The 25565-nt window shown below is 72.4% G+C and carries 26 protein-coding genes; 12 read left to right on the plus strand and 14 right to left on the minus strand.

Annotated elements, in window-relative coordinates; genetic code table 11:
- Nucleotides 1–40: 40 nt before the first annotated feature.
- Complete coding sequence (locus tag N5875_RS33620; protein ID WP_318206487.1) at nucleotides 41–436, minus strand: helix-turn-helix transcriptional regulator; 396 nt, start codon at nucleotides 434–436, stop codon at nucleotides 41–43.
- An 81-nt stretch (nucleotides 437–517) separates the two neighbouring features.
- Nucleotides 518–997 carry an Lrp/AsnC family transcriptional regulator gene (locus N5875_RS33625; RefSeq protein WP_318206486.1) on the minus strand — a complete coding sequence of 160 codons (480 nt, stop codon included), beginning with the start codon at nucleotides 995–997 and terminating at the stop codon, nucleotides 518–520.
- Between the two features lie 249 nt (nucleotides 998–1246).
- Here N5875_RS33625 and N5875_RS33630 point away from each other — a divergent pair, with 249 nt between their 5' ends.
- The 3 genes from N5875_RS33630 (at nucleotide 1247) to N5875_RS33640 (ending at nucleotide 4133) form a co-directional block, all read left to right on the plus strand.
- Complete coding sequence (locus N5875_RS33630; protein ID WP_338497993.1) at nucleotides 1247–2659, plus strand: FAD-dependent oxidoreductase; 1413 nt, start codon at nucleotides 1247–1249, stop codon at nucleotides 2657–2659.
- 99 nt (nucleotides 2660–2758) lie between these two features.
- Nucleotides 2759–3724, plus strand: a complete 966-nt coding sequence (locus N5875_RS33635) for a hypothetical protein (protein WP_338497996.1) — start codon at nucleotides 2759–2761, stop codon at nucleotides 3722–3724.
- Between the two features lie 37 nt (nucleotides 3725–3761).
- Nucleotides 3762–4133 (plus strand): hypothetical protein, encoded by a 372-nt coding sequence (locus N5875_RS33640; RefSeq protein WP_338497998.1) that lies wholly within the window; start codon nucleotides 3762–3764, stop codon nucleotides 4131–4133.
- Nucleotides 4134–4141: 8 nt separating this feature from the next.
- On the opposite strand, the gene N5875_RS33645 is transcribed toward N5875_RS33640, so the two are convergent.
- The 3 genes from N5875_RS33645 to N5875_RS33655 all read right to left on the minus strand — a co-directional run bounded on the left by N5875_RS33645 (nucleotide 4142) and on the right by N5875_RS33655 (nucleotide 6759).
- Nucleotides 4142–4735 carry a DinB family protein gene (locus N5875_RS33645; RefSeq protein ID WP_318206482.1) on the minus strand — a complete coding sequence of 198 codons (594 nt, stop codon included), beginning with the start codon at nucleotides 4733–4735 and terminating at the stop codon, nucleotides 4142–4144.
- Between the two features lie 52 nt (nucleotides 4736–4787).
- Entirely contained in the window at nucleotides 4788–5996 is a 1209-nt protein-coding gene (locus tag N5875_RS33650) for a glycosyltransferase (RefSeq protein WP_338499339.1), read from the minus strand.
- A gap of 178 nt (nucleotides 5997–6174) precedes the next feature.
- Nucleotides 6175–6759: a hypothetical protein gene (locus N5875_RS33655; protein WP_318206480.1), complete on the minus strand. Its 585-nt coding sequence runs from the start codon at nucleotides 6757–6759 to the stop codon at nucleotides 6175–6177.
- Nucleotides 6760–7107: 348 nt separating this feature from the next.
- On the opposite strand from N5875_RS33655, the gene N5875_RS33660 reads away from it, so the two are divergent.
- Together N5875_RS33660 and N5875_RS33665 are read left to right on the plus strand one after the other, a co-directional pair.
- Complete coding sequence (locus N5875_RS33660; protein ID WP_338499340.1) at nucleotides 7108–8613, plus strand: FUSC family protein; 1506 nt, start codon at nucleotides 7108–7110, stop codon at nucleotides 8611–8613.
- 114 nt (nucleotides 8614–8727) lie between these two features.
- A complete protein-coding gene (locus tag N5875_RS33665; protein ID WP_338498000.1) occupies nucleotides 8728–9783 on the plus strand; it encodes a lactonase family protein in 1056 nt (351 codons plus the stop codon).
- A gap of 104 nt (nucleotides 9784–9887) precedes the next feature.
- Here the strand turns inward: N5875_RS33665 and N5875_RS33670 are convergent, their stop codons facing one another.
- Together N5875_RS33670 and N5875_RS33675 are read right to left on the minus strand one after the other, a co-directional pair.
- Nucleotides 9888–10811: a hypothetical protein gene (locus N5875_RS33670; RefSeq protein WP_318206478.1), complete on the minus strand. Its 924-nt coding sequence runs from the start codon at nucleotides 10809–10811 to the stop codon at nucleotides 9888–9890.
- A gap of 150 nt (nucleotides 10812–10961) precedes the next feature.
- Complete coding sequence (locus tag N5875_RS33675; protein WP_338498003.1) at nucleotides 10962–11963, minus strand: BadF/BadG/BcrA/BcrD ATPase family protein; 1002 nt, start codon at nucleotides 11961–11963, stop codon at nucleotides 10962–10964.
- A gap of 128 nt (nucleotides 11964–12091) precedes the next feature.
- On the opposite strand from N5875_RS33675, the gene N5875_RS33680 reads away from it, so the two are divergent.
- The gene (locus N5875_RS33680) at nucleotides 12092–12769 is read left to right on the plus strand and encodes a uracil-DNA glycosylase (protein WP_318206476.1); all 678 of its coding nucleotides are present in this window, start codon (nucleotides 12092–12094) and stop codon (nucleotides 12767–12769) included.
- A 58-nt stretch (nucleotides 12770–12827) separates the two neighbouring features.
- On the opposite strand, the gene N5875_RS33685 is transcribed toward N5875_RS33680, so the two are convergent.
- Both N5875_RS33685 and N5875_RS33690 read right to left on the minus strand, forming a co-directional pair.
- Entirely contained in the window at nucleotides 12828–13910 is a 1083-nt protein-coding gene (locus tag N5875_RS33685) for an exo-alpha-sialidase (RefSeq protein ID WP_338498005.1), read from the minus strand.
- A gap of 145 nt (nucleotides 13911–14055) precedes the next feature.
- Nucleotides 14056–15141: an NADH:flavin oxidoreductase/NADH oxidase gene (locus N5875_RS33690; protein WP_318206474.1), complete on the minus strand. Its 1086-nt coding sequence runs from the start codon at nucleotides 15139–15141 to the stop codon at nucleotides 14056–14058.
- Between the two features lie 124 nt (nucleotides 15142–15265).
- On the opposite strand from N5875_RS33690, the gene N5875_RS33695 reads away from it, so the two are divergent.
- Nucleotides 15266–15619, plus strand: coding sequence for a helix-turn-helix domain-containing protein (locus tag N5875_RS33695; protein ID WP_318206473.1), 354 nt, complete (start codon nucleotides 15266–15268; stop codon nucleotides 15617–15619).
- Between the two features lie 69 nt (nucleotides 15620–15688).
- Here N5875_RS33695 and N5875_RS33700 read toward each other — a convergent pair whose 3' ends face one another.
- Entirely contained in the window at nucleotides 15689–16336 is a 648-nt protein-coding gene (locus tag N5875_RS33700) for a DUF305 domain-containing protein (protein WP_338498007.1), read from the minus strand.
- 176 nt (nucleotides 16337–16512) lie between these two features.
- Between N5875_RS33700 and N5875_RS33705 the strand changes: the two genes are divergently transcribed.
- A complete protein-coding gene (locus N5875_RS33705; protein ID WP_318206471.1) occupies nucleotides 16513–18048 on the plus strand; it encodes a hypothetical protein in 1536 nt (511 codons plus the stop codon).
- On the opposite strand, the gene N5875_RS33710 is transcribed toward N5875_RS33705, so the two are convergent.
- The 4 genes from N5875_RS33710 to N5875_RS33725 form a co-directional block, all read right to left on the minus strand.
- Nucleotides 18027–18719, minus strand: coding sequence for a helix-turn-helix domain-containing protein (locus N5875_RS33710; protein WP_318206470.1), 693 nt, complete (start codon nucleotides 18717–18719; stop codon nucleotides 18027–18029). The two genes, N5875_RS33705 and N5875_RS33710, sit on opposite strands and share 22 nt — an antisense overlap.
- Nucleotides 18720–18848: 129 nt before the next feature.
- Nucleotides 18849–19532: a phosphatase PAP2 family protein gene (locus N5875_RS33715; protein WP_318206469.1), complete on the minus strand. Its 684-nt coding sequence runs from the start codon at nucleotides 19530–19532 to the stop codon at nucleotides 18849–18851.
- An 89-nt stretch (nucleotides 19533–19621) separates the two neighbouring features.
- Entirely contained in the window at nucleotides 19622–20563 is a 942-nt protein-coding gene (locus N5875_RS33720; RefSeq protein ID WP_318206468.1) for a M56 family metallopeptidase, read from the minus strand.
- Nucleotides 20564–20682: 119 nt separating this feature from the next.
- The gene (locus N5875_RS33725) at nucleotides 20683–21309 is read right to left on the minus strand and encodes a DUF5134 domain-containing protein (RefSeq protein WP_318206467.1); all 627 of its coding nucleotides are present in this window, start codon (nucleotides 21307–21309) and stop codon (nucleotides 20683–20685) included.
- A gap of 170 nt (nucleotides 21310–21479) precedes the next feature.
- On the opposite strand from N5875_RS33725, the gene N5875_RS33730 reads away from it, so the two are divergent.
- From N5875_RS33730 to N5875_RS33745, 4 genes are all read left to right on the plus strand, one after another.
- Nucleotides 21480–22037, plus strand: a complete 558-nt coding sequence (locus N5875_RS33730) for a GNAT family N-acetyltransferase (RefSeq protein ID WP_318206466.1) — start codon at nucleotides 21480–21482, stop codon at nucleotides 22035–22037.
- Between the two features lie 157 nt (nucleotides 22038–22194).
- On the plus strand, nucleotides 22195–23610 hold the full coding sequence (locus tag N5875_RS33735) for a DUF6421 family protein (RefSeq protein ID WP_338498012.1): 1416 nt from the start codon (nucleotides 22195–22197) through the stop codon (nucleotides 23608–23610).
- A gap of 35 nt (nucleotides 23611–23645) precedes the next feature.
- Nucleotides 23646–24407 (plus strand): SDR family oxidoreductase, encoded by a 762-nt coding sequence (locus N5875_RS33740; RefSeq protein WP_318206464.1) that lies wholly within the window; start codon nucleotides 23646–23648, stop codon nucleotides 24405–24407.
- Nucleotides 24404–25489, plus strand: a complete 1086-nt coding sequence (locus N5875_RS33745; RefSeq protein ID WP_318207340.1) for a low specificity L-threonine aldolase — start codon at nucleotides 24404–24406, stop codon at nucleotides 25487–25489. The genes N5875_RS33740 and N5875_RS33745 overlap by 4 nt, the downstream gene beginning before the upstream one ends.
- Nucleotides 25490–25565: the final 76 nt, after the last annotated feature.

Here is a 25565-nt window from a genome sequence, read left to right on the forward strand (position 1 = left end):
GGGCGGTCGGCCGACGGGTGGGGCGACGGACGGGGCGGGATCAGACCCGGTCGATGTGCACGCTCGTCGACTTCACGCGGGCGGTGGCCTGCATGCCGACCTCGAGGCCCAGCTCCTCCACGGCCTCGCGGGTGAGGAGCGAGACGAGCCGGTGCGGTCCCGCCTGGATCTCCACCTGGGCGGCGATGTCGCCGAGCTTGACGGCCGTGACGATGCCGGGGAACGCGTTGCGCGCCGACGTGTACGCCACGTCGTCGTCCCCCTGGTCGCTCTGCGCGACCTCGACGGAGAAGGCGGCGAGGTCGCGGCCGTCGATGAGGCGCCGGCCGTTCTCGTCGCGATGGGTGACGAACCTGCCGCTGTCGGCCCAGCGGCGTGCGGTGTCGGGACTCACGCCCAGCAGGCGTGCTGCCTGCCCGATGGTGTAGGACTGCATGGGCGGAAGTTATGCGCCTGAGGCTCTCATATGCAAGGGGAAATGCATGTTATGCCTTGCATAGGCGACAAAAATCGTGAATCAGGCGGAGTTCGACCGTCGTCCGACCGCCTCGACCAGCGGCAGCAGCCGGTGAGCCACCCGCTCCCGCAGGGCGATCTCGGTACGGGTACGGACCACCCCGGGCAGCTGGATGAGCCGCTGGATGACGTCCTCCAGGTGCCCGGCGTCGCGGGCGACCACCCGGGTGAGCAGATCGCCGCCACCGGTGATGGAGAAGGCCTCCACGATCTCGGGCACGGCCGCGAGCGCGTCACCGACCTCGTCGAGGTGCCCCTGGGTCACCTCGACATGGACGAAGGCGAGCACCGGGTGGCCCAGGGCGGCGGGAGAGAGGACGGGACCGGTCGCGGTGATCACCCCGTCGCGCTCCAGGCGGTCGATCCTGGCCTGTACGGTGCCCCGCGCCACCCCCAGGATCCGCGCGTACTCGCGCACGCTCGTCCGCGGCTGCTCGATGAGCAGCCGCAGGATCCGGGTGTCGAGCTCGTCCACGGCCATACTCCGCGGGCCTCCTCTGTTCCTTCGGTGCGCTACGGGGACCCTGGGCTCGGAGGCCCTGGGTTCGAGGTCCCTGGGTACGGGGCCCCGGGTTCGGAATCGTTTCACTCCGGTGTGGAATCCGCTCCCCCAGGGTCCCTCCGGGCGTCGGCCGATGGCCGAAGGGCGACTGTGGCCGGAGGCTCCGGGTAGGCGCCCGAGGAGGAGTGCCGCGTGCCGCCCGCCGGGCACCCGCGGAGAGGAGCGATCATGCGACGCGGATCCGGGAACTCGTACTGGATGGCCTCGGCGCCGCCGCCCGGCGCCGGGCACCCGCCCCTGGACAGTGATCTCTCCGCCGACGTGGTCGTCGTCGGAGCCGGCGTCGCCGGAGTGTGCACCGCACGGGAGCTGGCCCGCGCGGGGGCCGACGTGGTCCTCCTGGAGGCCGACCGGATCGCGACGGGAGCGACCGGACACGCCGCCGGCGAACTGACCTCCCTGCACGGCCTCTGCTACGCACGGCTGCGCCGCCGCCGGGGTGCGGAGGCCGCCGCCCTGTACGCCGACGCCCAGGAGGACGCCCTGCGTCAGGTGGTGCGGGACTGCGCGGAACTGGGTGTCGACGCGGAGATCGAACGTCGGCCGGCGTTCACGTACACCGTCGACGAGGGGAGAGCGGCGGAGATCCGCGAGGAGGCGGATGCCGCCGAGGAGGCGGGCCTGCGGGCGACGGCGGTGACGGACACGGGGCTTCCGTCCCCGGTCGTGGCCGCCGTGCGGGTGGAGGACCAGGTGCAGTTCCACCCGCGCCGGTTCCTGCTCGGCCTGGCGGACGACTTCGTCGCGCGGGGCGGTCGCCTGTACGAGGGCACGCGCGTCACCGAACTCCACGACGGCGCCGAATGCCGTCTCGCGGTGGAGGGGGGAGCCACGGTCCACGCCCGGGACGTCGTCCTCGCCACCCACTTCCCGCTCCGCTGCCACAGCAGCCTCCTGGTGCGCCTGTCGGTGCGCCGCGAGCTCGTCGTCGCCGCGTCCGTGGACGCACGCCATGCCCCGTACGGCATGTACCTGGCAGTCGACGACGGCGCCCGGTCGGTGCGTGCGGCTCCGCTGGGAGAGGGACGGCGGTTGCTGACCGTGGCGGGTGAGGCGTTCGAGCCGGGGAGCGGGGGCGTGCGCGAGCGCTACGACAGCCTGGAGGGCTGGGCGCGCGAGCACCTGCCGGGCTTCGCCGAGGTGCCGGAGATCCACCGATGGGCGGCCCAGGACGTCCACACGCCGGACGGGATGCCCTGCGTGGGCCACGAACACCCGGACACCCAGCACGTCTACCTCGCCACCGGCTTCGGCGGATGGGGCTTCAGCAACGGTGTCGCCGCGGGCCGCCTGCTGGCAGCGCACGTGACGGGCGCCCCGCGCCCGGCCTGGACGGAACTCGTCGACCCGCGCCGCCATCTGCCGGTACGTGAGGTACCCGGGGTCGTACGGCAACAGTCCACGGTGGCGCGCCACTACGTGGCGGGTTTCCGGACGGCGCGACGCTGCACCCACATGGGCTGCGAACTGGGCTTCAACGAGGCCGAGGAGACCTGGGAGTGCCCCTGTCACGGCTCCCGCTTCGCAGCCGACGGCAGCGTCCTCCAGGGCCCGGCCACGCGCGCGCTGGCGGAGGAGTGAGCCGTAGCGCGAGCCCGAGCGGGTGATCGGACCGGGCATCCGGCGGAGGCGCCGAGCGGGATCCCGGCCCCCGAGCGCGGTCGGCGCAGAGTGGGCGGCGTGGATGTCGAGGAAGTCGCCGAGGAGCTGTACAGGCTGAGGCCGGCCGAGTTCGTGCACGCGCGGGACGCGTACGTCGCCCGGGCGCGCAGGGCGAAGGACACGAAGGCGGAGAAGGCCATCGCCGCGCTGCGGCGACCGTCGCTCGCCGCATGGGCCGCGAACCGGCTGGCCCGGGAGCGACAGCGGGAGACTCAGCAGTTCCTGACCCTGGGGGAGACCCTGAGGGAGGCCCACCGGACGCTCGACGCCGAGCAGCTGCGGGCGGCGAGCAGTCAGCGGCAGCAGCTCATCACCGCACTCGCCCGTACGGCCGCCGCGCTGGCGGGAGAAGCCGGTCTGTCCGTGAGCGACACGGTGTTGCGCGAGATCGAGCAGACCCTGCACGGGGTTCTCGCCGACCAGGACGTCGCGGAGCTGTGGTCGAGGGGCCGGCTCGTCAAGGCGCCCGAAGCCGCGGTCGGATTCCCCGCGGTCGCGCCGGAAGCGGTGCCCGCCCGCCGGCCCCCGGCCGCCGAAGCCGCCACTGAAGCAGCGGAAGCAGCCGGGTCAGCCGTGACGACCGAACAGCCGGCGTCGCCGAAGAAGAAGCCGGCCCGTGGCGAGGACGCGCGGCGACGGCGCGAACTCGAACGCACCCGACTGCACGAGCTCGAACGGGCCCGTCAGGCGGTGGAGGAAGCCGACGGCGAAGTCGGCCGACGCGAGCGGGAGCTCGCCGAGGCCCGCGACGCGCGGCAGGCCGCGGTGGAGAAGGCCGAAGAGGCGGCCGAGCGGGTCCGGCGCCTTGAGCGCGAACTGCACGACGGCCGGCAGGCCGGACAGGAGGCGAGGACAGCCTCCACGACGGCCGGCAGGGCGGTGACGACAGCGGAGCAGGCCCTGCGGGAAGCCCGCCGCGCCGCCGAGCGCGCCGCCCGTGCCGTTCAGGACCTGGAACGGGCAGGACGGCGTTCGGTCAAGTGACAGGCCCCTTGACCGAGAAGGCGAGAGCCGCGTCAGAATGATCGCGACCGTACGCGATTTCGACCTGGTGTCCATCGAGTACGACGGCATCGGGATCCAGGTGGCCCTCGAACGCGACCACAAGGTCACCGCCGTCACCGTCTGGGGGCCGGACGAGGACGAGGACCCCGACGTCCAGGCCCTGCTGGACGGCCTCGACGTCTTCCGCACCCCCGCCGACGAGATCCTTGCCCATGCCGCCCACAAGGGCTGGCACGTCGACAACGACGACCCGCGAGCCCCCAACCTCCCCGATTTCACCCTGGCCTTCACCCGGGACACCTCCCAGGAGGTACCGCGGGACGAGGACGGCCTGCCAGTCCACCTCACATCGGTGCTCGTGGCGGACGAGAAGTACCGGGAGAGGTGACGAACCGCTCAGCTCGGCTTGGTCTCGGCCTCCTTGGCGGACGCCTCCAGCCTGTTCCAGTACTCCTGGTACCAGGCCTCGTCGCCACCGTCCATGTTGCTGCTGGCCTCCCGCATGCCGGCCTTGCCGTCGATCAGCTCGCGCACGATGTCGGCGTGGCCGGCGTGACGGTTCGTCTCGGCGGTCATGTGCAGCATGATCCGCTGAAGTGTCACGTCGCTGTTGTCGCGCCACCACGCGACGCGGCCCATCGCATCGAGCGGCAGCGCCTCGATCGTCGCGTCCGCGTGCGCCCAGGCGCGGTGGTAGAGGCCGATGATGTCCGTGCGCGACTCGTGGGCCGGCGCCCACATGTCCGCGTTGGGCTCGGAGCCCTCCTCGTGCCAGGGGAGGGCCTCGTCGTGCGGACGGCCGAAGGTCGGCCCGAAGTACGCGAGTTCGACGCTGGCGAGGTGCTTGACGAGGCCGAGGAGGTTGGTGCCGGTCCGCGTCAGGGGGCGGCGGACGTCGTACTCGGACAATCCGTCCAGCTTCCAGAGGATGGCTTCGCGGGCCGCTTTGAGGTAGCGATGCAGGTCTTCTTTGGGATCGTTGGGCTTCATGGGGCCGAGTCTCGCACCACCTACCGACAGCCGTCCCGTGGTTTCCGCTCGGTCAGAGTGTCAGCCGGTCGAGCGCGGCGAGTACCGGCGCGATGCCGTCCTCTGCGGCCAGCCGGTCGGCCAGCGCGCGGGCACGCGCACGGTGGGAGTCGTCCGACACCGCCCGGCGCAGGGCGGCGGCCAGGGCGGCGGAGGTGAAGCGGCGCAGTGGCACCACCCCGGGGGCGGTACCCAGCGCGGTCAGCCGGGACGCCCAGAAGGCGGCGTCGAACTGGACCGGCACCGGGACGGTGGGCACCCCGGCCCGCAGGACGGCACCGGTCGTACCCGCTCCCGCGTGGTGCACGACGGCGGCCGTCCGAGGAAACAGCAGCGAGTGCGGCACCTCGTCGACCGTCAGGATGTCCTCGCTCTCGGCGTCCAGCCCGGCCCAGCCCCGCTGGATGACGCCCCGCACGCCCACGGCGCGCAGTGCGGCGACGATCTCGCGGCTCACCCGCTCGGGGTCGGGGACGGTGGCGCTGCCCAGGCCGACGAAGACCGGGCGGGGCCCGGCGGCGAGGAAGTCCTCCAGCTCCCGCGGGAGTTGACCGGTCTCGTGCGGCCACCAGTACCCGGCCACCTCCAGTTCGGCGGGCCAGTCCCGGGGGCGCGGGACGATGAGCTCGCTGTAGCCGTGGAGCACCGGCCGCGCCCGGCGGCCCCGGGATCGGCCCACCGTCGTCAGCCCGTGCCGCCGCAGCGACCGGACGGAGCCGGCGAACACCAGCTCCACCGAGGTGGTGACGGCCCGTCCGCTCAGCCGGTTCCCCACCGTGCCCAGCGGCCGCGTCCCCAGCATCGGTGCGGGGAACTCCCCGGTGGGATGCAGCGGTTGGAGATGCAGTCCCAGGGCGGGCAGTGACAGGCCGTCGGCGATGGCGTACCCGAGCGGCCCCAGCGCCCCGCCCACCAGCAGGACGTCGGCCTCCCTCGACACGTCCACCAGGGCCGCCGTCAGCTCGTCGGCCGCCTCCCGGGCCATGGACACCAGCCGTACGAGCTTTCCCGCACCGGTCTTCGCGTCATGCAGCCGTCGGCCCCGCTCGGAGTGCAGCTCGGCACGGGGATCCACCGGCAGCGGATGGAAGCGCACCCCCGAACCGGCCACCAACGGCTCGAACACCGCGTGCGCCGCCAACGTCACCTCATGCCCAGCCCGTACGAGACCGGCGCCCAGACCCGTGTACGGCGCGACGTCGCCCCGCGACCCGGCCGTCATCATCACGATTCGCACGCCGCCAGTGTGGCCCACCCGGGCACAGAGCCACAGAGGACCTGCCGGGGGCCGTGCCCGGGTGTTCGTGGCGCGTGCCGTCGGAGACCCCCCTCGACGGCACTGACAGCTGCGCGAGTCGTCCGCCTGCCACGGTGGGGGCGAAGGCACATGAGAGGACGTCTCAGGTGTTCGCGGCGCCATGGCGCAGGACGCCGCCTTGCGGAAGCAGGTACCCCATGTCCCGCGTCCGCGGCAGGTCCCCCGCCGGCGTCGAGGCGTCGGTGCAGCCGGAAACCTCGAAGCCGATGATCCCCAGGCTGAAGGAGGCGCTCTCGAAGGTCTTGGTCCCGATGGCGGCCAGCCATTCGTCCATCACATCGGATCCGAAGAACGGCCTTCCGTCCTGGTAGGCGAGGCCCGCCTGCTCCAGTGCACCGGTGGGAACGTAAAAGTCCAGCCAGTCGCTGCTTTCGTCACCCCCGCGGATCGCCACAGAACCACACACGACCAGTTGGCCCGTCGGCAGGCGGACCTGACCGCGGAGGTGGCCGAACTCGGTCAGTGAGGCAACCGTGCAAGGCACAGGATCCTGGTCCTCAGGTTCGCGGTCTGCCCGCCCGAAGCACCCGTGCACGTCTGCGGCGGCCCACAGGGCGCTCAGGACGGCTTGAAGCCGGGCATCATCAGTCGACCCGACCTCCATCGCCAGCTCGTAGTAGCCCCCGGACCAGTTGGTCTCGTCCCGGAAGGTGGCAGGACTCGTCATGGCGTGATCATGCGGCAGAACCCGTTTCCACACCACCCGCATACGAGCGGAGTGCCGCGACCCCGGCGGGCCGGGTGTGAGCCATTGGCCGACCCTGGCCGGAGGGTCGGTCAGGTGGGTGGGCCAATGGCCCACCACATCGTCCATCGGTTGAGCCGACGTACCCCCTTCGGTCTATCCTTGTAGCCATCACACACCTTCGGCGCCGCGCAGCGCCGTCCGGCGACGAGGCCGGACCGGCCCGCGGTGCTTTCGTCGTGTCCGAGCCCCCACCACCCCAGGGGAGCCTCGCGCGCGGTGAGGATCAGATCAAGGGGGGCGGGCTTGGCCGCCGTGCGGAAGTACTTCATGGCTCCGGATCCGGGGCGGGTCCGGCTCAGGGTCTCGCTGCGTGCCGTCCTCGGCGTCGCGCTCGCGGTCGCCCTGGCCGAGCTGTGCGGCCTGTCCCTCGTCGCCTCGATCACCGCCGGCCTCGCCGCGCTGCTCGCGCTCTTCACGGTCGGCGACCCCACGGTGCGCCGGCAGGCCGTCACCACCGCACTGCTGCCCGCGGTCGGCTTCCCCGTACTCGCCGTCGCGACCCTGCTGCACGACGCGCCACAGCTCCGCGACGCGACCTGGCTGCTCGTCGCCTTCGCCGGCGTGTACGCCCGCCGCTGGGGCCCGCGCGGCCACGCGCTCGGGATCTTCGCCTTCATGCAGTTCTTCGTCACCCAGTTCCTGCACGCCCTCCCCGCCCAGCTCCCCGAGCTGTACGCCGCCACCGGCCTCGCCCTGGGTGCTGCCGCGACCGTGCGCTTCGTGCTGTGGCCGATCGAGCGCCGGGTTCCGCCGCCGGCCGTGCCCGCGGCGTTGCCCGGCACGGGACTCGCCCGGTCGACCACGCGCCAGGCGATCCAGGTCTGCGTGGCCTCGGGAGCGGCCCTCGTCCTCGGACAGTTCCTGTCCGAGGAGCGCTGGTACTGGGCCGTCGGCACCGTCTGGTGGATCTTCGTCAACACCGCCTCGCGCGGCGAGACGCTCGTACGGGGCTTCCGCCGCGTCCTCGGCACCGTCACCGGCATCGCCGGCGGGTTCCTCATCGCCATCCCGCTGGGCGGCGCGCCCCTCGTCACCGCCCTGCTGGTCGCCGCGTGCGTCTTCGGGATCTTCTACACCGCCGCCGTCTCGTACAGCTGGATGATCCTCGCCGTCACCGTGATGGCCAGCCTCCTCTACGGGCTGCTGGGGGTGCTGGACGGGGCGCTGCTCCTCCTGCGCGTGACGGAGACCGCCGTCGGAGCTGTGTGCGCGGCTCTTGCCGTCACCCTGATCCTCCCCGTGCGGACCCACACGACCAACGACACGTGGATCCAGCGCGCGCTCCTGTGCGTGCAGGCGGCCACGTCGGCGTCCGTCCGGCGTCTCGCCGGCGACGCGGCGGCCGACCCCACGCCCCACGCCGCAGAACTGGAGGCGCTGCTCGGGCGTGTGCGACTCGCTCTCGCTCCGCTCGTGCATCCGTTGAATCCGTTCAAGGCGCGGAAGGAGCGAGCACGCCGAGTCCTGGTGCTGCTCGACGAAGCGGCCCGAGAGGTGCGCGGGCTTGTGGATGTGGCCGCCGACCCGGATGCCGGCCATGACGCTCGTCTGGCCGCGGCCTGTTGGCGGGTCGAGGCATCCGTGGACGCACTGACCTCGGGTGGAGGGGCTGGTGGAGGGGCTGCGGTGGAGCCGGACGCCCACCCCAGGACCGAGGGAGACACGCACATCGGCGCGCCGGCGCTCCTTCACGCGAGGGGACTCGCTCGCGTCCTCACGGAGCTGGACGCTCCGCTGCGGACTCCTCCCGGAGCTTGGATGGTCCGCTCCTGACGGAGCCCTCCGCGTGGATGGGCGGTCCACCCCCCTTTGGTCTAGACCGCCTGCTACCGTCGGCCGGACGCAGGCCGGTCGACCGCGATCCGCCGCGGGGACAGGGGAGGCGCCGTGGGCGACACAGGGACGGTTCGGGACCGGAGCGCGGTACGGGCGTACATCGGCTCCTTCACCTCGGCGGGCGGGCGCGGCGTCCTCGCCGCCGAGGTGGACGCGCAGACGGGCGCGCTGACCGTCACCGGCGGCAGCGACGCCCTCGCCGACCCCTCCTTCCTCGCCCTCGCGGGCCCCGTGCTCCACGCCGTGTCCGAGACCGAGGCGGGGGCCGTCGCCGCCTTCGACGTCAGCGGGCCCGTACCCCGGCTCCTCGGCGCGCCCGTCCCCGTCCGTGGCGCGTCACCCACCCACCTGGCCCTCGCCGCCGGGCACCTCGTCACCGCCAACTACACCTCCGGCAGCGTCACCGCCCTGCCCCTGGCCGAGGACGGCACCGCCCGCCCCGCCGCGACCGTCCTGCGGCACGAGGGCAGCGGCCCCGTCGCCTCCCGCCAGGCCGGCCCGCACGCCCACCAGGTGCTTCCCGACCCCAGCGGCCGCTGGATCGTCAGCGTGGACCTCGGCACCGACTCCGTACGGATCTGCGCCCTGGACCCCGCCACCGGCGCCCTCACCCTCCACGGCGAGACCGCGCTGCGCCCCGGCACCGGACCGCGCCATCTCGCCTTCCACCCGGCCGGCACGCACGCGTACGTCCTGAACGAGCTGGAGCCCACCCTCACCGTCTGCCGCTGGGACGCCGCCGCCGGAGTCCTCGAACCGCTCGGCGAGACCCCCGTCGTCCCCGAGGGCACTCCCGGCCCCAGCTACCCCTCCGAAGTCGTCGTCGCCCCTGACGGGCGCTTCCTCTGGGTCGCCGTGCGCGGGGACGACACCCTCGCCGTGCTCGCCCTCGACCCCGACGGGGCCAAGGCCGCCCTGGTCGCCACCGTGCCCTGCGGCGGCACCTGGCCCCGCGACCTGACCCTCGGCCCGTCCGGGCGGTACCTGTACGCCGCCAACGAGCGCTCCGGCGACGTCACCTGGTTCGGCCTCGACCCCGAGACCGGCATCCCCGCGCGCGTGGGCTCCATCGAGGCCCCTGCCGCCTCCTGCGTCGTCTTCGGCTGAGGCCGGGCCCCCTCGGGGGCGCCTTGGCCGTACGTCGACACGCCGAAGGGCCCGCACCGGACTTCCGGTGCGGGCCCTTCGACGTACGGGCGGGGTGGCGGGCCTCAGAGCGAGGGCGCGCCCTGCGGCTGCTGCGGCGGGATGCCGAGGGCGGCCGTGTACTGCGAGAGCACGAGCTTGCCGATCGCCGGGTAGGCCCCCAGCGGCTCGGCGGAGGCGCAGCCGGCCTCCTTCGAGGCCTCGTCGAGCAGGCCGTCGGCCAGCTCCGGGCCGATCAGGTACGGCGCCAGCGCGAGCTGCTCCGAACCGGAACCGCGCAGCTGCTCGGCGACGGAGGCGATCGAACCCTCCTGGTCGAGCGCGGCGGCGATCACCGGCACGGCGAGGCGCGCGGCCAGCAGCATGCCGGTGATTCCCGCGGCCTGCACGGCCTCCTCGCCGCCGACCGTGGCGAGGATGATGCCGTCGGCGGCCGTCGCGACCGTGAAGAGCCGGGCACGGTCGGCGCGGGCCAGACCCGCCTCGGAGAGACGCACGTGCAGCGCCTCGGCGAGCAGCGGGTGCGGGCCGAGGACGTCGGTGAGCTCGGCGGTGTTGCCGGCGTCCATCACGGCCTGCCGGATGTGACGCGTCTGCGCGCTGTCCGGACCCGCGAGCAGCGGTACGACGACCGAGGCCGGGCCCGTGGGAGCGCTGACCTCGCGGCCGGCGGCCAGGGCCAGCTCGTACCGCTCGGTGCGCAGCGTGGCGGCGACCGTCAGCACGGTCGCGAGCGAGGGGTACTCGCTGTCGTCGCCCTCGACGAAGCCGATCAGGGCGTCGAGGCCGGGCAGCTCGGAGCGGGCGATGCTCACGACCTCTTCGGCCAGCGAGCGTATGGCGGCGGACGGCGCGCCGGGCACAGCGAGAACCAGTGCGGGAGCGCCCTCGGGCGCCGCCGCGGGTTCGGGGCGACGGTGCCGCCCGGACTGACGGGGTCGAGGCATTCGTACAGGCAGGCCGGAAGCAGGCCCAGTGGGGGAGCTCATGGCGCCGCATGCTACTGGTTTCGCCCGGGGCGGCGTCGGCTGAGGTACGATCATGCGCCTTCTGCCCCTCTATGTCCCCCCGTGGCCCGTCCGGAATGCGGTCTCCGCCGTCGTCAGGGGACGACGCACCGGCTCCCACCTGGGCGGATGTCAGCGTTCGGCGGCGCCCTCGCCGGACAGGCGCAGCAGTGCGGGGTCCTCCGGCAGTCGCAGCGTGCCGGTGGCGAGCGCCGCCGAGAGCGCCACGGCCCCGGCCAGGGGATCCCCGGCGGGGGCTACGGTCCGGGCCTGCGGGAGGTGCTCCTCCAACTCCGCGCGCAGCGGTACGAGCAGGGGGTCGCCCATCTTGAACAGTCCGCCCGTCAGCGCCACCAGCGCCCCCGGCCCGGCCGGGCACGCCGCCTCGGCGGCCTCGGCGATGTGCCGGGCCGCCCGCGTCAGGATGTCCGCAGCCACCGGGTCCTCGGCGGCGCACCGTCCCACCTCGGGGGCGAAGGAGGCGAGCACCGCGGGCCGGTCGGTACGGGGGTAGAGCGCGCCCGGCAGGCCCGCCGCCGGACCGAACAGCTTCTCCGCCCGGGCCAGCAGCGCCGTCGAACCGCCGCTCCGCCCGTCGTACGCGCGCATGGCCGCCTCCAGGCCGGCCCGGCCGATCCAGGCGCCGCTGCCGCAGTCGCCGAGGAGGTGCCCCCAGCCGTCGGCCCGCCGCCAGGACGTCAGGTCCGTGCCGAGCGCGATCATGCCCGTACCGCCCGCGACGACGGCTCCCGGCCGCTGCCCGAGCGCACCGGCGTACGCGGTGACGGCGTCGGCCGCCAGCGCGAGCCGCCGTACGCCCCACGCGTCGGCGAAGGCGCCCGGCAGCTCGGCTCGCAGTTCGTCCCCGAGGGTCGCCATCCCGGCCGCGCCCACGGCCACGGCGACGACCGGCCGGGCGCCGTGAGGCTCCGCCAGGGCGCGCACGGCCGGCAGGACCTGGTCCAGGAAGTGCCGTGCGGAGATGCCGCCGGGGCCGGTGCGCACCGGTTCGTGCGAGGAGCGGGTGTCGAGCACGGCGCCGCTCGCCGCCTCGGCCAGCGCGATCCGGAGCCCCGACCCCCCGGAGTCGACACCGACGACCAGAGAGGCGCCCGGATCGTTCACGGAAGTCACGGAGCCGACTGGGGTCACGGTGCACCGTCCTCGCGACGAGTGGGGCGGGGGAGTGGGCGGAGTCTAGGGGGTGGCCGGTGAAGGCGCTCGAACCGGGGTGTCACTGTAGGCCGGTAGAGTGACGGACCGTGACAGCGCGACCTTTGAAGGAACTGGTGGAGCCCGGCTGGGCGGAGGCTCTGAGCCCCGTGGCAGGCCGCGTGGCGGAGATGGGTGACTTCCTGCGGGCGGAGATCGCCGCGGGCCGCACCTATCTGCCGGCCGGACAGCACGTACTGCGGGCGTTCCAGCAGCCCTTCGACGACGTGCGGGTGCTGATCGTGGGTCAGGACCCCTATCCGACACCGGGAATGGCGATCGGGCTGAGCTTCGCGGTCGCGCCCGAGGTCCGTCAGCTGCCGGGCAGCCTGGAGAACATCTTCCGGGAGCTGCACACCGACCTCGGGATGCCCCGGCCGTCGAACGGCGATCTGACCCCCTGGACCCGTCAGGGCGTCCTCCTCCTCAACAGGGCGCTGACCACGGCCCCGCGCAAGCCCGCCGCCCACCGCGGCAAGGGCTGGGAGGAGGTGACCGAGCAGGCGATCCGCGCGCTGGCCGCCCGGGGCAAGCCCCTGGTGTCGATCCTGTGGGGCCGCGATGCGCGCAACGCCCGCCCGCTCCTCGGCAATCTGCCCGCGGTCGAGTCCGCGCACCCGTCCCCGATGTCGGCGGACCGCGGCTTCTTCGGCTCCCGTCCCTTCAGCCGTGCCAACCAACTCCTCCTGGAGCAGGGCGCCCAGCCGGTGGACTGGCGCCTGCCCTGACCGGACCGTCGGCCTCCTTCGCGCGGAGGAGGCCACGGAAGCGCCGGATCGCCCCGGCTCAGATCGCGGCCGCCCGCACGCAGAGCACGTCCGGCAGGTGTTCGGCGAGGAGTTGCCAGCTGTCGCCGTCGTCGGCGCTCGCGTACACCTCGCCGTTGCGGTTGCCGAAGTACACGCCCGCCGGGTCCGCGTCGTCCGTGCACAGCGCGTCCCGGAGCACCGTGCCGTAGTGGTCGCCCTCGGGCAGGCCGCGGCTCAGCGGTTCCCAGGTGGCTCCGGCGTCGGTCGTGCGGTAGACCCGGCACCGGCGGCCGGCCGGGACCCGGTCGGAGTCCGCGGTGATGGGGAAGACATAGGCGGTGTCCGGGCGGTGCGGGTGCGCGGCGACTGCGAAGCCGAAGTCGGACGGCAGTCCGGCGCCGATGTCCGTCCAGCTGGCGCCCGCGTCGTCGCTGCGGAAGACGCCCCAGTGGTTCTGCAGGTAGAGCCGGTCGAGATCGCCCGCGTCCTGGGCGATCTTGTGGACGCACTGCCCGAAGACCGGGTGGGGGTCCGGCAGGAACACCGCCGACACGCCCTTGTTGGAGGGCTCCCAGGCGGCTCCGCCGTCCCGTGAGCGGAACACCCCGGCGGTGGAAACGGCGACGGTGACGGCCGACGGGTCGCGCCGGTCGGTCAGCACGGTGTGGACGGCTTCCCCGCCGCCGCCCGGCACCCACTGGGAGCGGGTCGGGTGCTCCCACAGCGGGCGGACGAGCTCGAAGGACTCGCCGCCGTCCGCCGACCGGAACAGCGCGGCCGGCTCCGTCCCCGCGTACACGACGCCGGGGGAGTGCTCCGGTGCCGGGTGGAGCTGCCAGACGCGCTCCAGGGAGGCGCCGGTGTCCTCGGGGAACTTCACGGCGGGCCGCGCCGGTTCGGTCCAGGTCCTGCCGAGGTCGTCGGAGTGGAAGACGGACGGCCCCCAGTGGGCGCTGTCCCCGCCCACGAGCAGCCGCGGCGTCGGCCATCGGGTGTCGATGGCGACCGAGTAGACCGCCTGCGCGGGGAAGGCCGGATCGTCGAACTCCCATCGGCCGTCGTGCCTGCGGCCGATGAAGAGCCCCTTGCGGGTGCCTACGGTGAGGAGTACGTCGGGCATGGATGCCACCTCCAGGACGCCGTTGTCGCGGATACGGGCCAGTCTGCACCCGGCCACTGACAACGGCTGCCGGACACTCCCGGGGGCTCCCGCGCCCCTGCCGTACGAAGGCGGTCCAGGGGCCGGCGGTCACCCTTCGGGTTGCTCAGATCGCCCAGGCGTACTGCGGCGGCGCCGCGTGCGTCGAGGCGCCCAGGTCGCGGGCGGCGCGGCGGGCCCAGGAGGCGTCGCGCAGCAGCTCGCGGCCGAGGAGGACCGCGTCCGCCTCGCCGTTGGCGACGATCTTCTCGGCCTGGTCGCTCTCGGTGATCAGGCCGACGGCGGCCACCGGCAGCCCGGTCTCGGCCTTGACGCGGGCGGCGAAGGGCACCTGGTAGCCGGGGCCCACCGGGATCTCGGCCGGTCCGCCGTTGCCGCCGCTGGAGACGTCGAGGAGGTCGACGCCGTGCTCGCGGAGGAGCGCGGCGAACCGTACGGTCTCGTCGACCGTCCAGCCCTGCTCCTCCAGCCAGTCGGTGGCCGAGATGCGGAAGAAGACGGGCAGCTCCTCGGGCCACACGGACCGCACGGCGTCGACGACCTCCAGGGCGAGCCGGGTCCGGTTCTCGAAGGAACCGCCGTACGCGTCGGTGCGGTGGTTGCTGTGCGGGGAGAGGAACTCGCCGATCAGATAGCCGTGGGCGCCGTGCACCTCGATGACCTGGAAGCCGGCGTCCAGCGCGCGGCGGGCCGCGTCCGCGAACTGCCCGGTGATCTCCCGGATCCTGTCGACGGTCAGCTCGGTCGGCACCGGGTAGCCCTCGGCGAACTCGACGGGGCTCGGCGCGACGGGCTGCCAGCCGGGACCGCCCTCGGGGACGGGCCCGCGGCCCTCCCAGGGGCGCTTGGTCGAGGCCTTGCGTCCGGCGTGCCCGATCTGGATGCCGGGCACGGTGCCGTGGTCCTTGAGGAAGGTGGCGATCCGGCGGAGGGCCTCGGTCTGGGTGTCGTTCCAGAGGCCGAGGTCGGCCGGGCTGATCCGGCCCTCGGCGGCGACGGCGGTCGCCTCGACCAGGATCAGCCCGGTGCCGCCGGTGGCCCGGGAGGCGTAGTGGGCGAAGTGCCAGTCCGTGGCGACACCCGCGTTCGGGCCGGTCATCTCCGCCGAGTACTGGCACATGGGGGCCATCCATACCCGGTTGGGGACGGTCAGCGACCGCAGGGTGTAGGGCTCGAACAGGGCGACGCTCATGACGGACTCCGTTTCGGGATGCCTCGAAGGACGCTAGTACGGTAACCATCGTAGTACGGCATCTGTCAAACTACGAGGGTTCTCGTACAATGGCTCCTGTCCCGGATGAAGTGGAGCCGCCGCCATGACGACCACCGCCAGCCCTCGCGCACTCGAACACCCCGCGCGCGACCAGATCCGACTGGAGGCGGTGCTGCACGCGCTCGCGGACCCGGTGCGGCTCCGGATCGTGCGGGACATGGCGCGCGAGCGCGCCGAACTGAGCTGCTCGTACTTCGACCTCCCGGTCACCAAGTCCACGACGACGCACCACTTCCGGGTGCTGCGCGAGGGTGGAGTCATCCGGCAGACGTACCGCGGTACGGCCAAGCTCAACGCCCTGCGCGAGGACGACCTCGAAGCCCTCTTCCCGGGCCTGCTCGCCACGGTCCTGTCGGCGGCCGGCGCCCAGGCCGACCGCGAGGACGCGACGGCCTAGGCGCCGGTGAGGGGCGTCGGCGAGGGGGCCGCGGCGGGGCCCTCGGGGGCAGGCGTCCCGCTGTGCCCCCTACAGCCTCCGCATCCTCCCGATCTCGGCCGTCTGCTGGGCGATCACGTCGTTCGCCATCTCCTCCACGAGGACGTTGTTGCCCTCGCTCAGCACCTCGGCCGCCATCGTCACCGCCCCCTCGTGGTGCGTGATCATCAGCTTCAGGAAGAGCTCGTCGAAGGCCTTCCCCTTCGCGTTCCTGAGGTTCTCCAGCTGTCCCGCGGTCGCCATGCCCGGCATCGAGTGATGGTCGTGGCCCGCCTGTTCGCGCGGGCCACCGTTGTTTTTCAGCCAACCTTCCATCGCGCCGATCTCCGGCTGCTGTGCCGCCGCGATCCGCTCGGCCACCTTCTTGACCTGGGGGGAACCCGCCCGCTGTGGGACCAGCGCCGTCATGGTCAGGGCCTGCCGGTGGTGCACGATCATCATCTGCGCGTAGGTGAAGTCCGCGCCGTTCGGGCTCTCGTCCGGAAGCAGCTCGGCGGCCTCCTCGGGGGATATCCGCCTGGCCGGTTCCCCGGGCTTGCCCGGCGCGACCACCGTCCCGGTCGAGCCCTTCGCCTCCGGCGTTCCCTTGTCGGGCCCCGACTCACAGGCGGTCAGGGCGAGTACGGCGACGGCGGACAGGGCCACGGCGACGACGGCACGCTGGCGGCGGATCAACAACGCGACCTCCAGATGTTCTTGCGGGGACAGTGACCGTTCCTAGCACTTTTCTCGGGGCTACCGATCAAAAACCTTCATTACGTCTGTGTTGCCATCTGTTGAGATGTGCACGGCAAGGAAGATACTGCCGGAGTCCAACACCCGTTCAACGCTGAACGGATACCAGGGAGGACGGAGTGACTTCGTTGCGTACCCCGCGTTCCACGTCAGTCACGCGCGAACCGCGTGCCAGGCTCAGACGCCTGGGCGTGGCATCCGCCGCGGCCGGACTGATGGCCACACTGCTCATGGCGGGCCCCGCCACCGCGACGCCCGACCCGGGCGACGCTCCGGCTCAGGGCAAGGTCTCCTCGGAGCAGGCGGCCGAGGCGCGTTCCGCGATACAGAGCGGTGAGATACCCGGCGTGGACGAGATCGTCCACAGCTCGAACATCGAGCACCTCGCCAACATCCCCAAGGACGCCCTCAAGGGCACCAACTCGGACCTCGCCTTCCAGGGCAAGTACGCCTTCGCCGGCAACTACGACGGCTTCCGGATCTTCGACATCAGCGACCCGAAGTCCCCGAAGACCGTCGCCCAGGTCCTCTGCCCGGGCTCCCAGAACGACATCTCCGTCTCCGGGGACCTGCTGTTCCTCTCGACGGACTCCTCCCGGAGCGACGACTCCTGCGCCAGCACCTCGCAGCCCGCCTCGGTCAAGGAATCCTGGGAGGGCATGAAGATCTTCGACATCAGCGACGTCCGGAACCCGAAGTACGTCGCCGCCGTCGAGACCGCGTGCGGTTCGCACACCCACACGCTGGTTCCCAAGAAGCGGGACGTGTACGTCTACGTCTCCTCGTACTCGCCCAACGCCGCGTTCCCGGACTGCCAGCCCCCGCACGACGGCATCTCGGTCATCAAGGTGCCCCGCAAGGCACCCGAGAAGGCCGCGCTCATCGGCTTCCCGGTCCTCTTCCCGGGCGAGGGCCCGGACGGCGGCGGCAACCCGGGCGGCCCGACCAACCCGGGCGTCTCCAAGACCACGGGCTGCCACGACATCACCGTGCTGCCGGAGAAGGACCTCGCGGCCGGCGCCTGCATGGGTGACGGCATCCTCTTCGACATCGAGGACCCCGAGCACCCGCGGGTGATCGACCAGGTCCAGGACAACGTCAACTTCGCGTTCTGGCACTCCGCCACCTTCAACCTGAAGGCGAACAAGGTCGTCTTCACCGATGAGCTCGGTGGCGGCGGCGCGGCCACCTGCAACGCCGAGGTCGGCCCGAACCGCGGCGCCAACGGCATCTACGACATCGTCGGCAAGGGCAAGAAGAGCAAGCTCGTCTTCCGCAGCTACTTCAAGATCCCGCGCCACCAGGCCGCCACCGAGAACTGCGTCGCCCACAACGGCTCGCTGATCCCGGTCAAGGGCAAGGACCTCATGGTCCAGGCCTGGTACCAGGGCGGCGTCTCCGTCTGGGACTTCACCGACTCCCGCAGCCCCAAGGAGATCGCCTACTTCGAGCGCGGCCCGCTGTCCGCCACCACCATCTCCACCGGTGGCTCGTGGTCCGCGTACTACTACAACGGCTACATCTACTCGAACGACATCGCCAAGGGCTTCGACGTCCTGAAGCTCTCCGACCGCCGTACCGACCCCGCGAAGCGGATCCGGATGGACGAGCTCAACGTCCAGACCCAGCCGGACTACTTCGACTTCGACGACTGACCGGAGTCGTGAGCGCCGGCCGTCGGATCATGACAGCCGGCTGACGGCCTGACCACCGGCGCGCCGTCGGGCGGACCCCCGCCCGGCGGCGCGCCCGCCTCCCAGTCCAGGCCGTAGCGGTGGAACAGCTCCGACCGCAGCCGCGTCAGCGGCATCTGCGCCCCCGGCAGCAGCACCGCCACCACCGCGCCCATCAACAGGGCGCGCAGCAGCGGATAGTCGGTGTCCACGTCCTCGGAGCCGTACCGCGTCACCGTGTCCCGCAGCAGGAACGCGAGGCGCTGCTGCTCCTCGCACTGCACGAACCCCTCGGCCTGCAGAATGCCCGCCATATGGGTCCGCATCAGGGTGGGACGCTCGGCGGCGAGTCCCAGGATCGCGTCGATCGCGCGCGCCATGCGCTCGCGCCCGTCCTCCGTGCGCGGCTCGCGCTCCAGCGCCTCTTCCAGCGTGAGATGCATCAGCCGGTGCACCGCGGCCTGCAGAAGCTGCCGCTTGCCGGGGAAGTAGTACGAGATCAGCCCCCGCGCCGAACCAGCCCGCTCCGCGATGTCCGCGAGCGTCGTCGCCTCGTAGCCATGGGTGTCGACCAGCTCCACCGTGGCCTGCAGAATGCGCTCCCGGGACCTGCGCCGGAGCTCTTCATTGACCGATGGGCTACGCGGGGACATGCTGGACTCCTGCGTTGACTGGCTGCCAGCCAATATACTCGGCGCATCCCGTCGGCATGCCCGTGTGGCATACCGCGGGGGATGCCGTCTGTTCTGGGCGACACGGGGGATCGTCCAGAACAGGCGGCCTCATCCTGTTCCTCCCATTCTGCTCCCCGCGCTGTCGCCGTCTCCGAGGCCGGCCCCGGGGGCGCGCGGCTCGCTCCAGCGGTACGCCAGGACCGCAGCGGCCACACAGCACCAGCCGAGCAGCCAGCCCCCGAGGACGTCCGAGGGCCAGTGCACGCCCAGATAGACCCGCGTCCACCCCACCCCGAGCACCGAGACCGCCGCCGCGACCGCCAGGGCGCCCCAGCCGCGCCACTCCTCGCGCCAGCGCAGCGCGAGGACCCAGAGCAGCAGCCCGCAGGTGACCATGGCCGTCATGGCGTGCCCGGACGGGAAGGCGGCGAACCGCGCCGAGTCGACCGGATCGCTCCACTCCGGCCGCTCCCGCCCCACCAGCGTCTTGATGCCCTGCTGGAGCGCCACGGCCAGCAGACTCGTCGCGGCCACCCACAGGGCGAGGCGACGCTCTCGTCCCCACCACAGCAGCACCACCGTCGCGGCGGTCAGCGCGCGCATCGTCCACGGGTCCCACACCCAGTCGCTGAGGACACGGTTCGCCTGGGTGAGCCCGGGGTCGGACACCGCGTCACGGTGGAGCGCCTCGGTCACGGACCGGTCGAAGGAGAGCAGGGGGTCCCATCCCACGGCCACGAGGGCGAGCAGGAGGACGGCCAGAACTCCGGAGATCACAGCGGAGGAACGCATGCCTCGATCCTGCCCGACGATCGGCTCCGGCCGATCTCTCCCCCTCCTCGCGCGCGCCGTCGCGCCCGCTCGGACCGGTGGGCCGGCCGTCACCCCTGTCCCAGCGCGCTGAGCGCCGGGACGAAGGCCACGAGCACCGGGACCACCGGCACCAGGGAAGCGGCCGCGGTGAGTCGAAGGCGGCGGCCGGCGGTGAGCCGGGGGGCCGCGGTCAGCAGCCGGTTCACCCGGCGCGGCAGATCGCCGTACGGCGCCTGGCCGGGCCCGAACACGCCCCGGTCCTCGTTCAGTTCGACCAGCGCGAGCGCGATCGTCAGCCGTCCGAACCGGCGCGAGGCCACGTCGTCGGCGGCCAGCTCCACCAGCCGGTGCATCTCCTCGCGGAAGGCCGCGAAGACAGGGATCCCCGGGAATCCGGCGGCCAGCGCCGCCGAGGAGTGCAGCAGCCAGTCGTGCCGGGCGCGCGCGTGCCCCTGCTCGTGCGCCAGGACCGCGTCCAGCTGACGTCCCTTCAACCGCCGCAGCGCCGCCGTGGTGATGACCAGCTGGGGTGTGCCACCCGCCAGCCACCAGGCGCTCGCCCGCTCGCCCTCCAGGACCACGAGGCGCTCGCCGCCCGGCTGTTCCCCGGGGAGCAGGGGGGCGCGGACGAGCAGGTCGCAGCGGCGCTGTCTGCGCCGCGACCGGGCCTGGCTGAACTCCCGACCCAGCATCGCCCCGGACCACACCCCGCCGGCCGCCAGGGCCACCGCGAGGACCGCGGACCAGGGCCCGGTCGTGCCGAGCTCGTACGCGTCGATCACCGCGCGTGGCGCGGGCGCGAAGATCTGCCCCCGGACGGCCTGCCAGGCGGTCGACGCGCTGAACGTCATGGAGAGCGCGAAGCTCAACAGCACGGCGCCGACCACGCACTGCCACACCCAGAGGGCCACCACGGGTTCTCGCTCGACCCAGTCCGCCCGCGACAGCAGCCGGGGGGCCGCGAGGGCGGTCAGGACGCCGAGCACGAACAGCGCGAGGGAGACCCACATGACGCCAGCCTATGAGCGCGGTACTGGTCGGGGGTATGCCCCCGGACGGCAAGTGACGTACGCCACGGTTTGGTTGGGCCGGGCCGCCCCTCACAGCCCGGTCGGGCGCCGGGCGGAACTCACAACGTCACCAGCATGGCCAGCATCGCGAGAGCCATCGACAGCCGGCAGGCGAGCGCCAGCTCCGGCCGCGTCGCCCAGACCGGCCGCGGCCCCCGGACCGGTCCCGTGGCGCCCGTCGCCGTCCCCGTCGTCGTGGACAGTCGGCCCCGGCCCGTGCCGCCCGTCGCCGGTAGCGCGACCGGCACGAGTCTCGCGCCCGCGTGCAGCACGTACACCATGTAATAGAGGAGCAGTCCGCCCGTGAGTACGGGTATGCCGCCCGGCGTGCCCGCCGTGTGCCCCGCGTGCGCCCCCGCGCCGGGTGCCGCCATCGCGACCGCCATGTAGACCATGGCGAGCGAGCCGACGACGTGGTGCAGGTGGTGTCCGCCGCGCCGGACCCCCGTGAGGCCGTGCAGCGCCGCGCCGCCGAACACCGCCGCGTACACCGCCCAGCCCCACTCCGGCGGCGTGAGCACCGCCGCGGGCAGCGCCATCGACGCCATCCCGAAGCCCATCACCGCCTCGCCGCCCGCGGCCCGTCGCTCCTCCCCGGCGCACGCGCGCATCCGCAGGAGGCAGTACACGCCCGTCACCGCGCAGAGCACGACCGCCAACCACCCGGACAGGGCCGGACCGTGCACGGCACACCTCCCCCTCGACGCCGCCCTTCCCCGGAGAATGCCCGCGTCCGGTCGGGCGCACGCGGGCGCACGGGCGCGTACAGGCGTACGAGGGGAGTGAAAGGTGCGGGCGTTAGGCTCGGGACGATCGCGTACGGCGATCGTCAGCGCCCGAGGGGAGCCCCGTTCACATGGACACCGCCACGTCGCACGAGACCGGCCGGATCAGCTACCGCGAGGCGGTCCTGGACGACGTCCCGGCCCTCGTCCCGCTCGTCGAGTCGGCCTACCGGGGCGACGCCAGCCGGGGCGGCTGGACCACCGAGGCGGACATCCTCCAGGGGCAGCGCACCGACCCCGACGGCGTGGCCGCCGTCATCACCACGCCCGGCAGCCGGCTCCTGGTCGTCGAGCGCGACGGCGAGATCGTCGCCTGCTGCCAGCTGGAGCACCGAGACGAGGCCGAGGCCGCCTACTTCGGGATGTTCGCGGTCCGCCCCGAACTCCAGGGCGCGGGTCTGGGCAAGCAGATCATCGCGGAGGCCGAGCGCCGGGTGCGCGAGCTGTGGGACGTCCGCGAGATGCACATGACGGTGATCTCCGTACGGGAGGAGCTCATCGCCTGGTACGAGCGCCGCGGCTACCGGCGTACCGGGCGGATGACCCCCTTCCCGTACGGCGACGAGCGCTTCGGGCTGCCTCAGCGCGACGACCTGGAGTTCGAGCTCCTGGTGAAGCCGCTGAGCTGACGAACACGGCGGAAGGGTGGCCTCCCCCCTGACTGACAGGAAAAACTTCTGTGATCAGGGGGGTCGCACAGGATAATTTCTCCTGCCCCCTCTTGTGGCCGAGAACCGTCCATGGTTACGGTGTCTTGACGCGAGGTTCTCCTGTGAAGGAAGAGGCATGACGGAAATTCTTGTGCAGGACGTGACTGGTGGGGGGATATCCACCGCCGCCCGGGTGATCGACCACCCCGCCTGGCCCGAGCTCAAGAATGCCGTGGAGGAGATCCGCGCCTGGCAGAGCGCGGACGGCTCCATCGACTTCGAGCGCGAGGACGCGCCGGCCAAGGCCGTGGCCGAGCTGACCGTCGACCGGGTCACCGCCGCGGTCGAGCAGCTCTCCCCGCTCGTCCCGCACGACGGCGCCTACCACCGCGCCCTCGTCTCCGACCTGCGCAAGTGGGTCGAGAGCGGCTTCACCGTCCCGGACTTCCTGGACTCGCTGCTCGCCTTCCAGCCGGCCGCCGACCGCGTGGACGGGCTCCAGCACCTGGTGCTGTTCCCGATGTACACGCAGAACGGCAACCTCGACCGCAACCTCGAAGCCGTCGTGCTGCGCATGGTGTGGCCGGAGTGGCTCGCCGAGCTCGAGCGCACCCGCTACGACAACCCGCTGTTCTGCGGGATCACCTTCGAGGACTTCACCGCCGGGTACGACACCAACTCGGCCGTCCTCTTCCCGGAGACCATCGCCGTCCGCGAGGCCCCCGAGCGCTTCACCTGGGGCGGGATCTTCTGCGACCGCGAGGCCGCCCGCTTCCGCAAGGTCACCGAGGCCGCCGTCGACACCCTCGGCATCGAGCTGCCCGCCGACATCGCCGCGATGATCGACGACCAGGAGCGCTGCGAGAAGGCCTTCGTGCTCTGGGACATGGTCCACGACCGCACCCACAGCCACGGCGACCTGCCCTTCGACCCCTTCATGATCAAGCAGCGTCAGCCCTTCTGGATGTACGGCCTCGAGGAGCTCCGCTGCGACCTCACCGCCTTCAAGGAGGCCGTGAAGCTGGAGGCCGAGGGCAACACCCACGGCCGTGACGTGCAGTACGCGGTCCTCTTCGACCGGATGTTCCGCTTCCCGCTCTCCGGCGACCGCAACCGCAACTACGACGGTCTCGGCGGCCAGCTCCTCTTCGCGTACCTCCACAAGAACGACGTGGTGCGCTGGACGGACAACACCCTCAAGATCGACTGGCAGCGGGCCCCCGAGGTCACCAACCAGCTCTGCGCCGACATCGAGAAGCTCTACCGCGACGGCATCGACCGCCCCAAGCTGGTCCACTGGTTCAAGGCGTACGAGCTCGTCTCCACCTACCTCGCCCCGCACCCGGGCTCGAAGTGGGCCAAGGGTCCCGACGCCCTCGACCTCTCCCTCCCGCCCCGCAAGCTCGTCGACGACGTGCTTCCGGACGAGTTTCCGCTCAGCATGTTCTTTGAGGCCCTCGCCAAGAAGCTGAAGGGCGTGATCGCCGACACCAAGGGGATCACCGCCGACGGGGTCTCGCGGGCCGAGCGGACCGAGCAGGCTGCCGCGTGAGCGCTCGTACCGACGACACGGAGGAGGCGTCGCCCATGACCGCCAACGGAAACGGCGGGCCGCTCGACGGCGCCGTCATCGCGGTCGCCGGTGCGGCCGGCCCGGCCGGCCGTGCGGCGCTGATGCGCCTCGCCGAGGCGGGCGCGACCGTCGTCGGCTCCGACGCCGACCCGGCGCGCCTCGCGGAGGCCGTCGACGCCGCCCGCTACGCCCACGGCGGCGCCAAGGTCGTCGGTGACACCGTCGACCTGCTCGACCTGGACGCCACGCGCGACTGGGCCGCCAAGACCGAGAAGGAGTTCGGCCGGATCGACGGCCTGGTCCACCTCGTCGGCGGCTGGCGCGGCAGCTCCTCCTTCACGGAGACGGACCTCGCGGACTGGGACTTCCTGGAGAAGCTCCTCATCCGCACGGTCCAGAACACCTCGCTCGCGTTCCACGACGGGCTGCTGCGGTCCGGCGGCCGCGGCCGCTACGCCCTGATCAGCCAGGTCGGCGCGCACAAGCCGCTCGCCAACAACGCCGCGTACAACGCGGGCAAGGCGGCCGCCGAGGCCTGGACCCTCGCCATGGCCGACTCGTTCCGCAAGCTGGGGGGCGACGACGGCCCGCAGGCGGCGGCTGCGATCCTGGTGATCAAGGCATTGGTGCACGACGCCATGCGCGCCGAGCGACCCAACGCGAAGTTCGCGGGCTTCACCGACGTCACCGTCCTGGCCGACGAGATCGCCGGTCTGTGGAGCAGGCCCGCCCAGGAAGTGAATGGACAGCGTCTGTGGCTGACCCCCAAGCCGTGACCGCGGCCCTCGGCCCCAGGACCGACGCACGTCGTCACCACGACCCGTCGGTCCGGGGCTTCGCCAGCGACAACTACGCCGGCGCCCACCCCGAGGTCCTCGCGGCCCTCGCCCTCGCCAACGACGGCCACCAGGTCGCCTACGGCGAGGACCAGTACACCGAGCACCTCCAGCGGATCATGCACGGCCACTTCGGCCCCACCGCCGAGGCCTTCCCGGTCTTCAACGGCACCGGGGCGAACGTGACCGCCCTCCAGGCGCTCACCGACCGCTGGGGCGCCGTCATCTGCGCCGAGTCCGCGCACATCAACGTGGACGAGGGCGGGGCGCCGGAGCGGATGGGCGGCCTCAAGCTGCTCACCGTGCCGACCCCGGACGGCAAGCTCACCCCCGAGCTGATCGACCGGCAGGCCTGGGGCTGGGAGGACGAGCACCGGGCGATGCCGCAGGTCGTCTCGATCACCCAGAACACCGAGCTGGGCACCGTCTACACGGTGGACGAGATCCGCGCGATCGTCGAGCACTCCCACGCCAAGGGCATGAAGGTGCACCTCGACGGGGCCCGGATAGCCAACGCCGCCGCCTCGCTCGACGTACCGATGCGCGCGTTCACCAACGCCGTGGGCGTCGACGTCATCTCGTACGGCGGCACGAAGAACGGCATGCTCTTCGGCGAGGCGATCGTCGTCCTCAACCCCGACGCGGTCAGCCACATGAAGCACCTGCGCAAGCTGTCCATGCAGCTCGCCTCGAAGATGCGCTTCGTGTCGGTGCAGCTGGAGGCCCTCCTCGCGAAGGACCTGTGGCTGCGCAACGCCCGCCACGCCAACGCGATGGCCCAGCGCCTCGCGGTCGGCGTGCGCGAGCTCGACGGGGTGGAGATCCTCTATCCGGTGCAGGCCAACGCGGTCTTCGCCCGTCTGCCGCACGAGGTCACCCGGCGGCTCCAGGAGCGGTTCCGCTTCTACTTCTGGGACGAGTCGGCCGGCGACGTGCGCTGGATGTGCGCCTTCGACACCACGGAGGACGACGTGGACGCCTTCCTCCAGGCCCTGAAGGAAGAGCTGGCGCGCCAGCCCTGAGTGCATGAATATGCGGCCGGACGGAAAGTCATTGACTCCCGTTCGGCCGCTTCCGTACGCTCCACGCGCATGGAAC

The sequence above is a fragment of the Streptomyces sp. SJL17-4 genome (assembly GCF_036826855.1).
GTDB lineage: Bacteria > Actinomycetota > Actinomycetes > Streptomycetales > Streptomycetaceae > Streptomyces.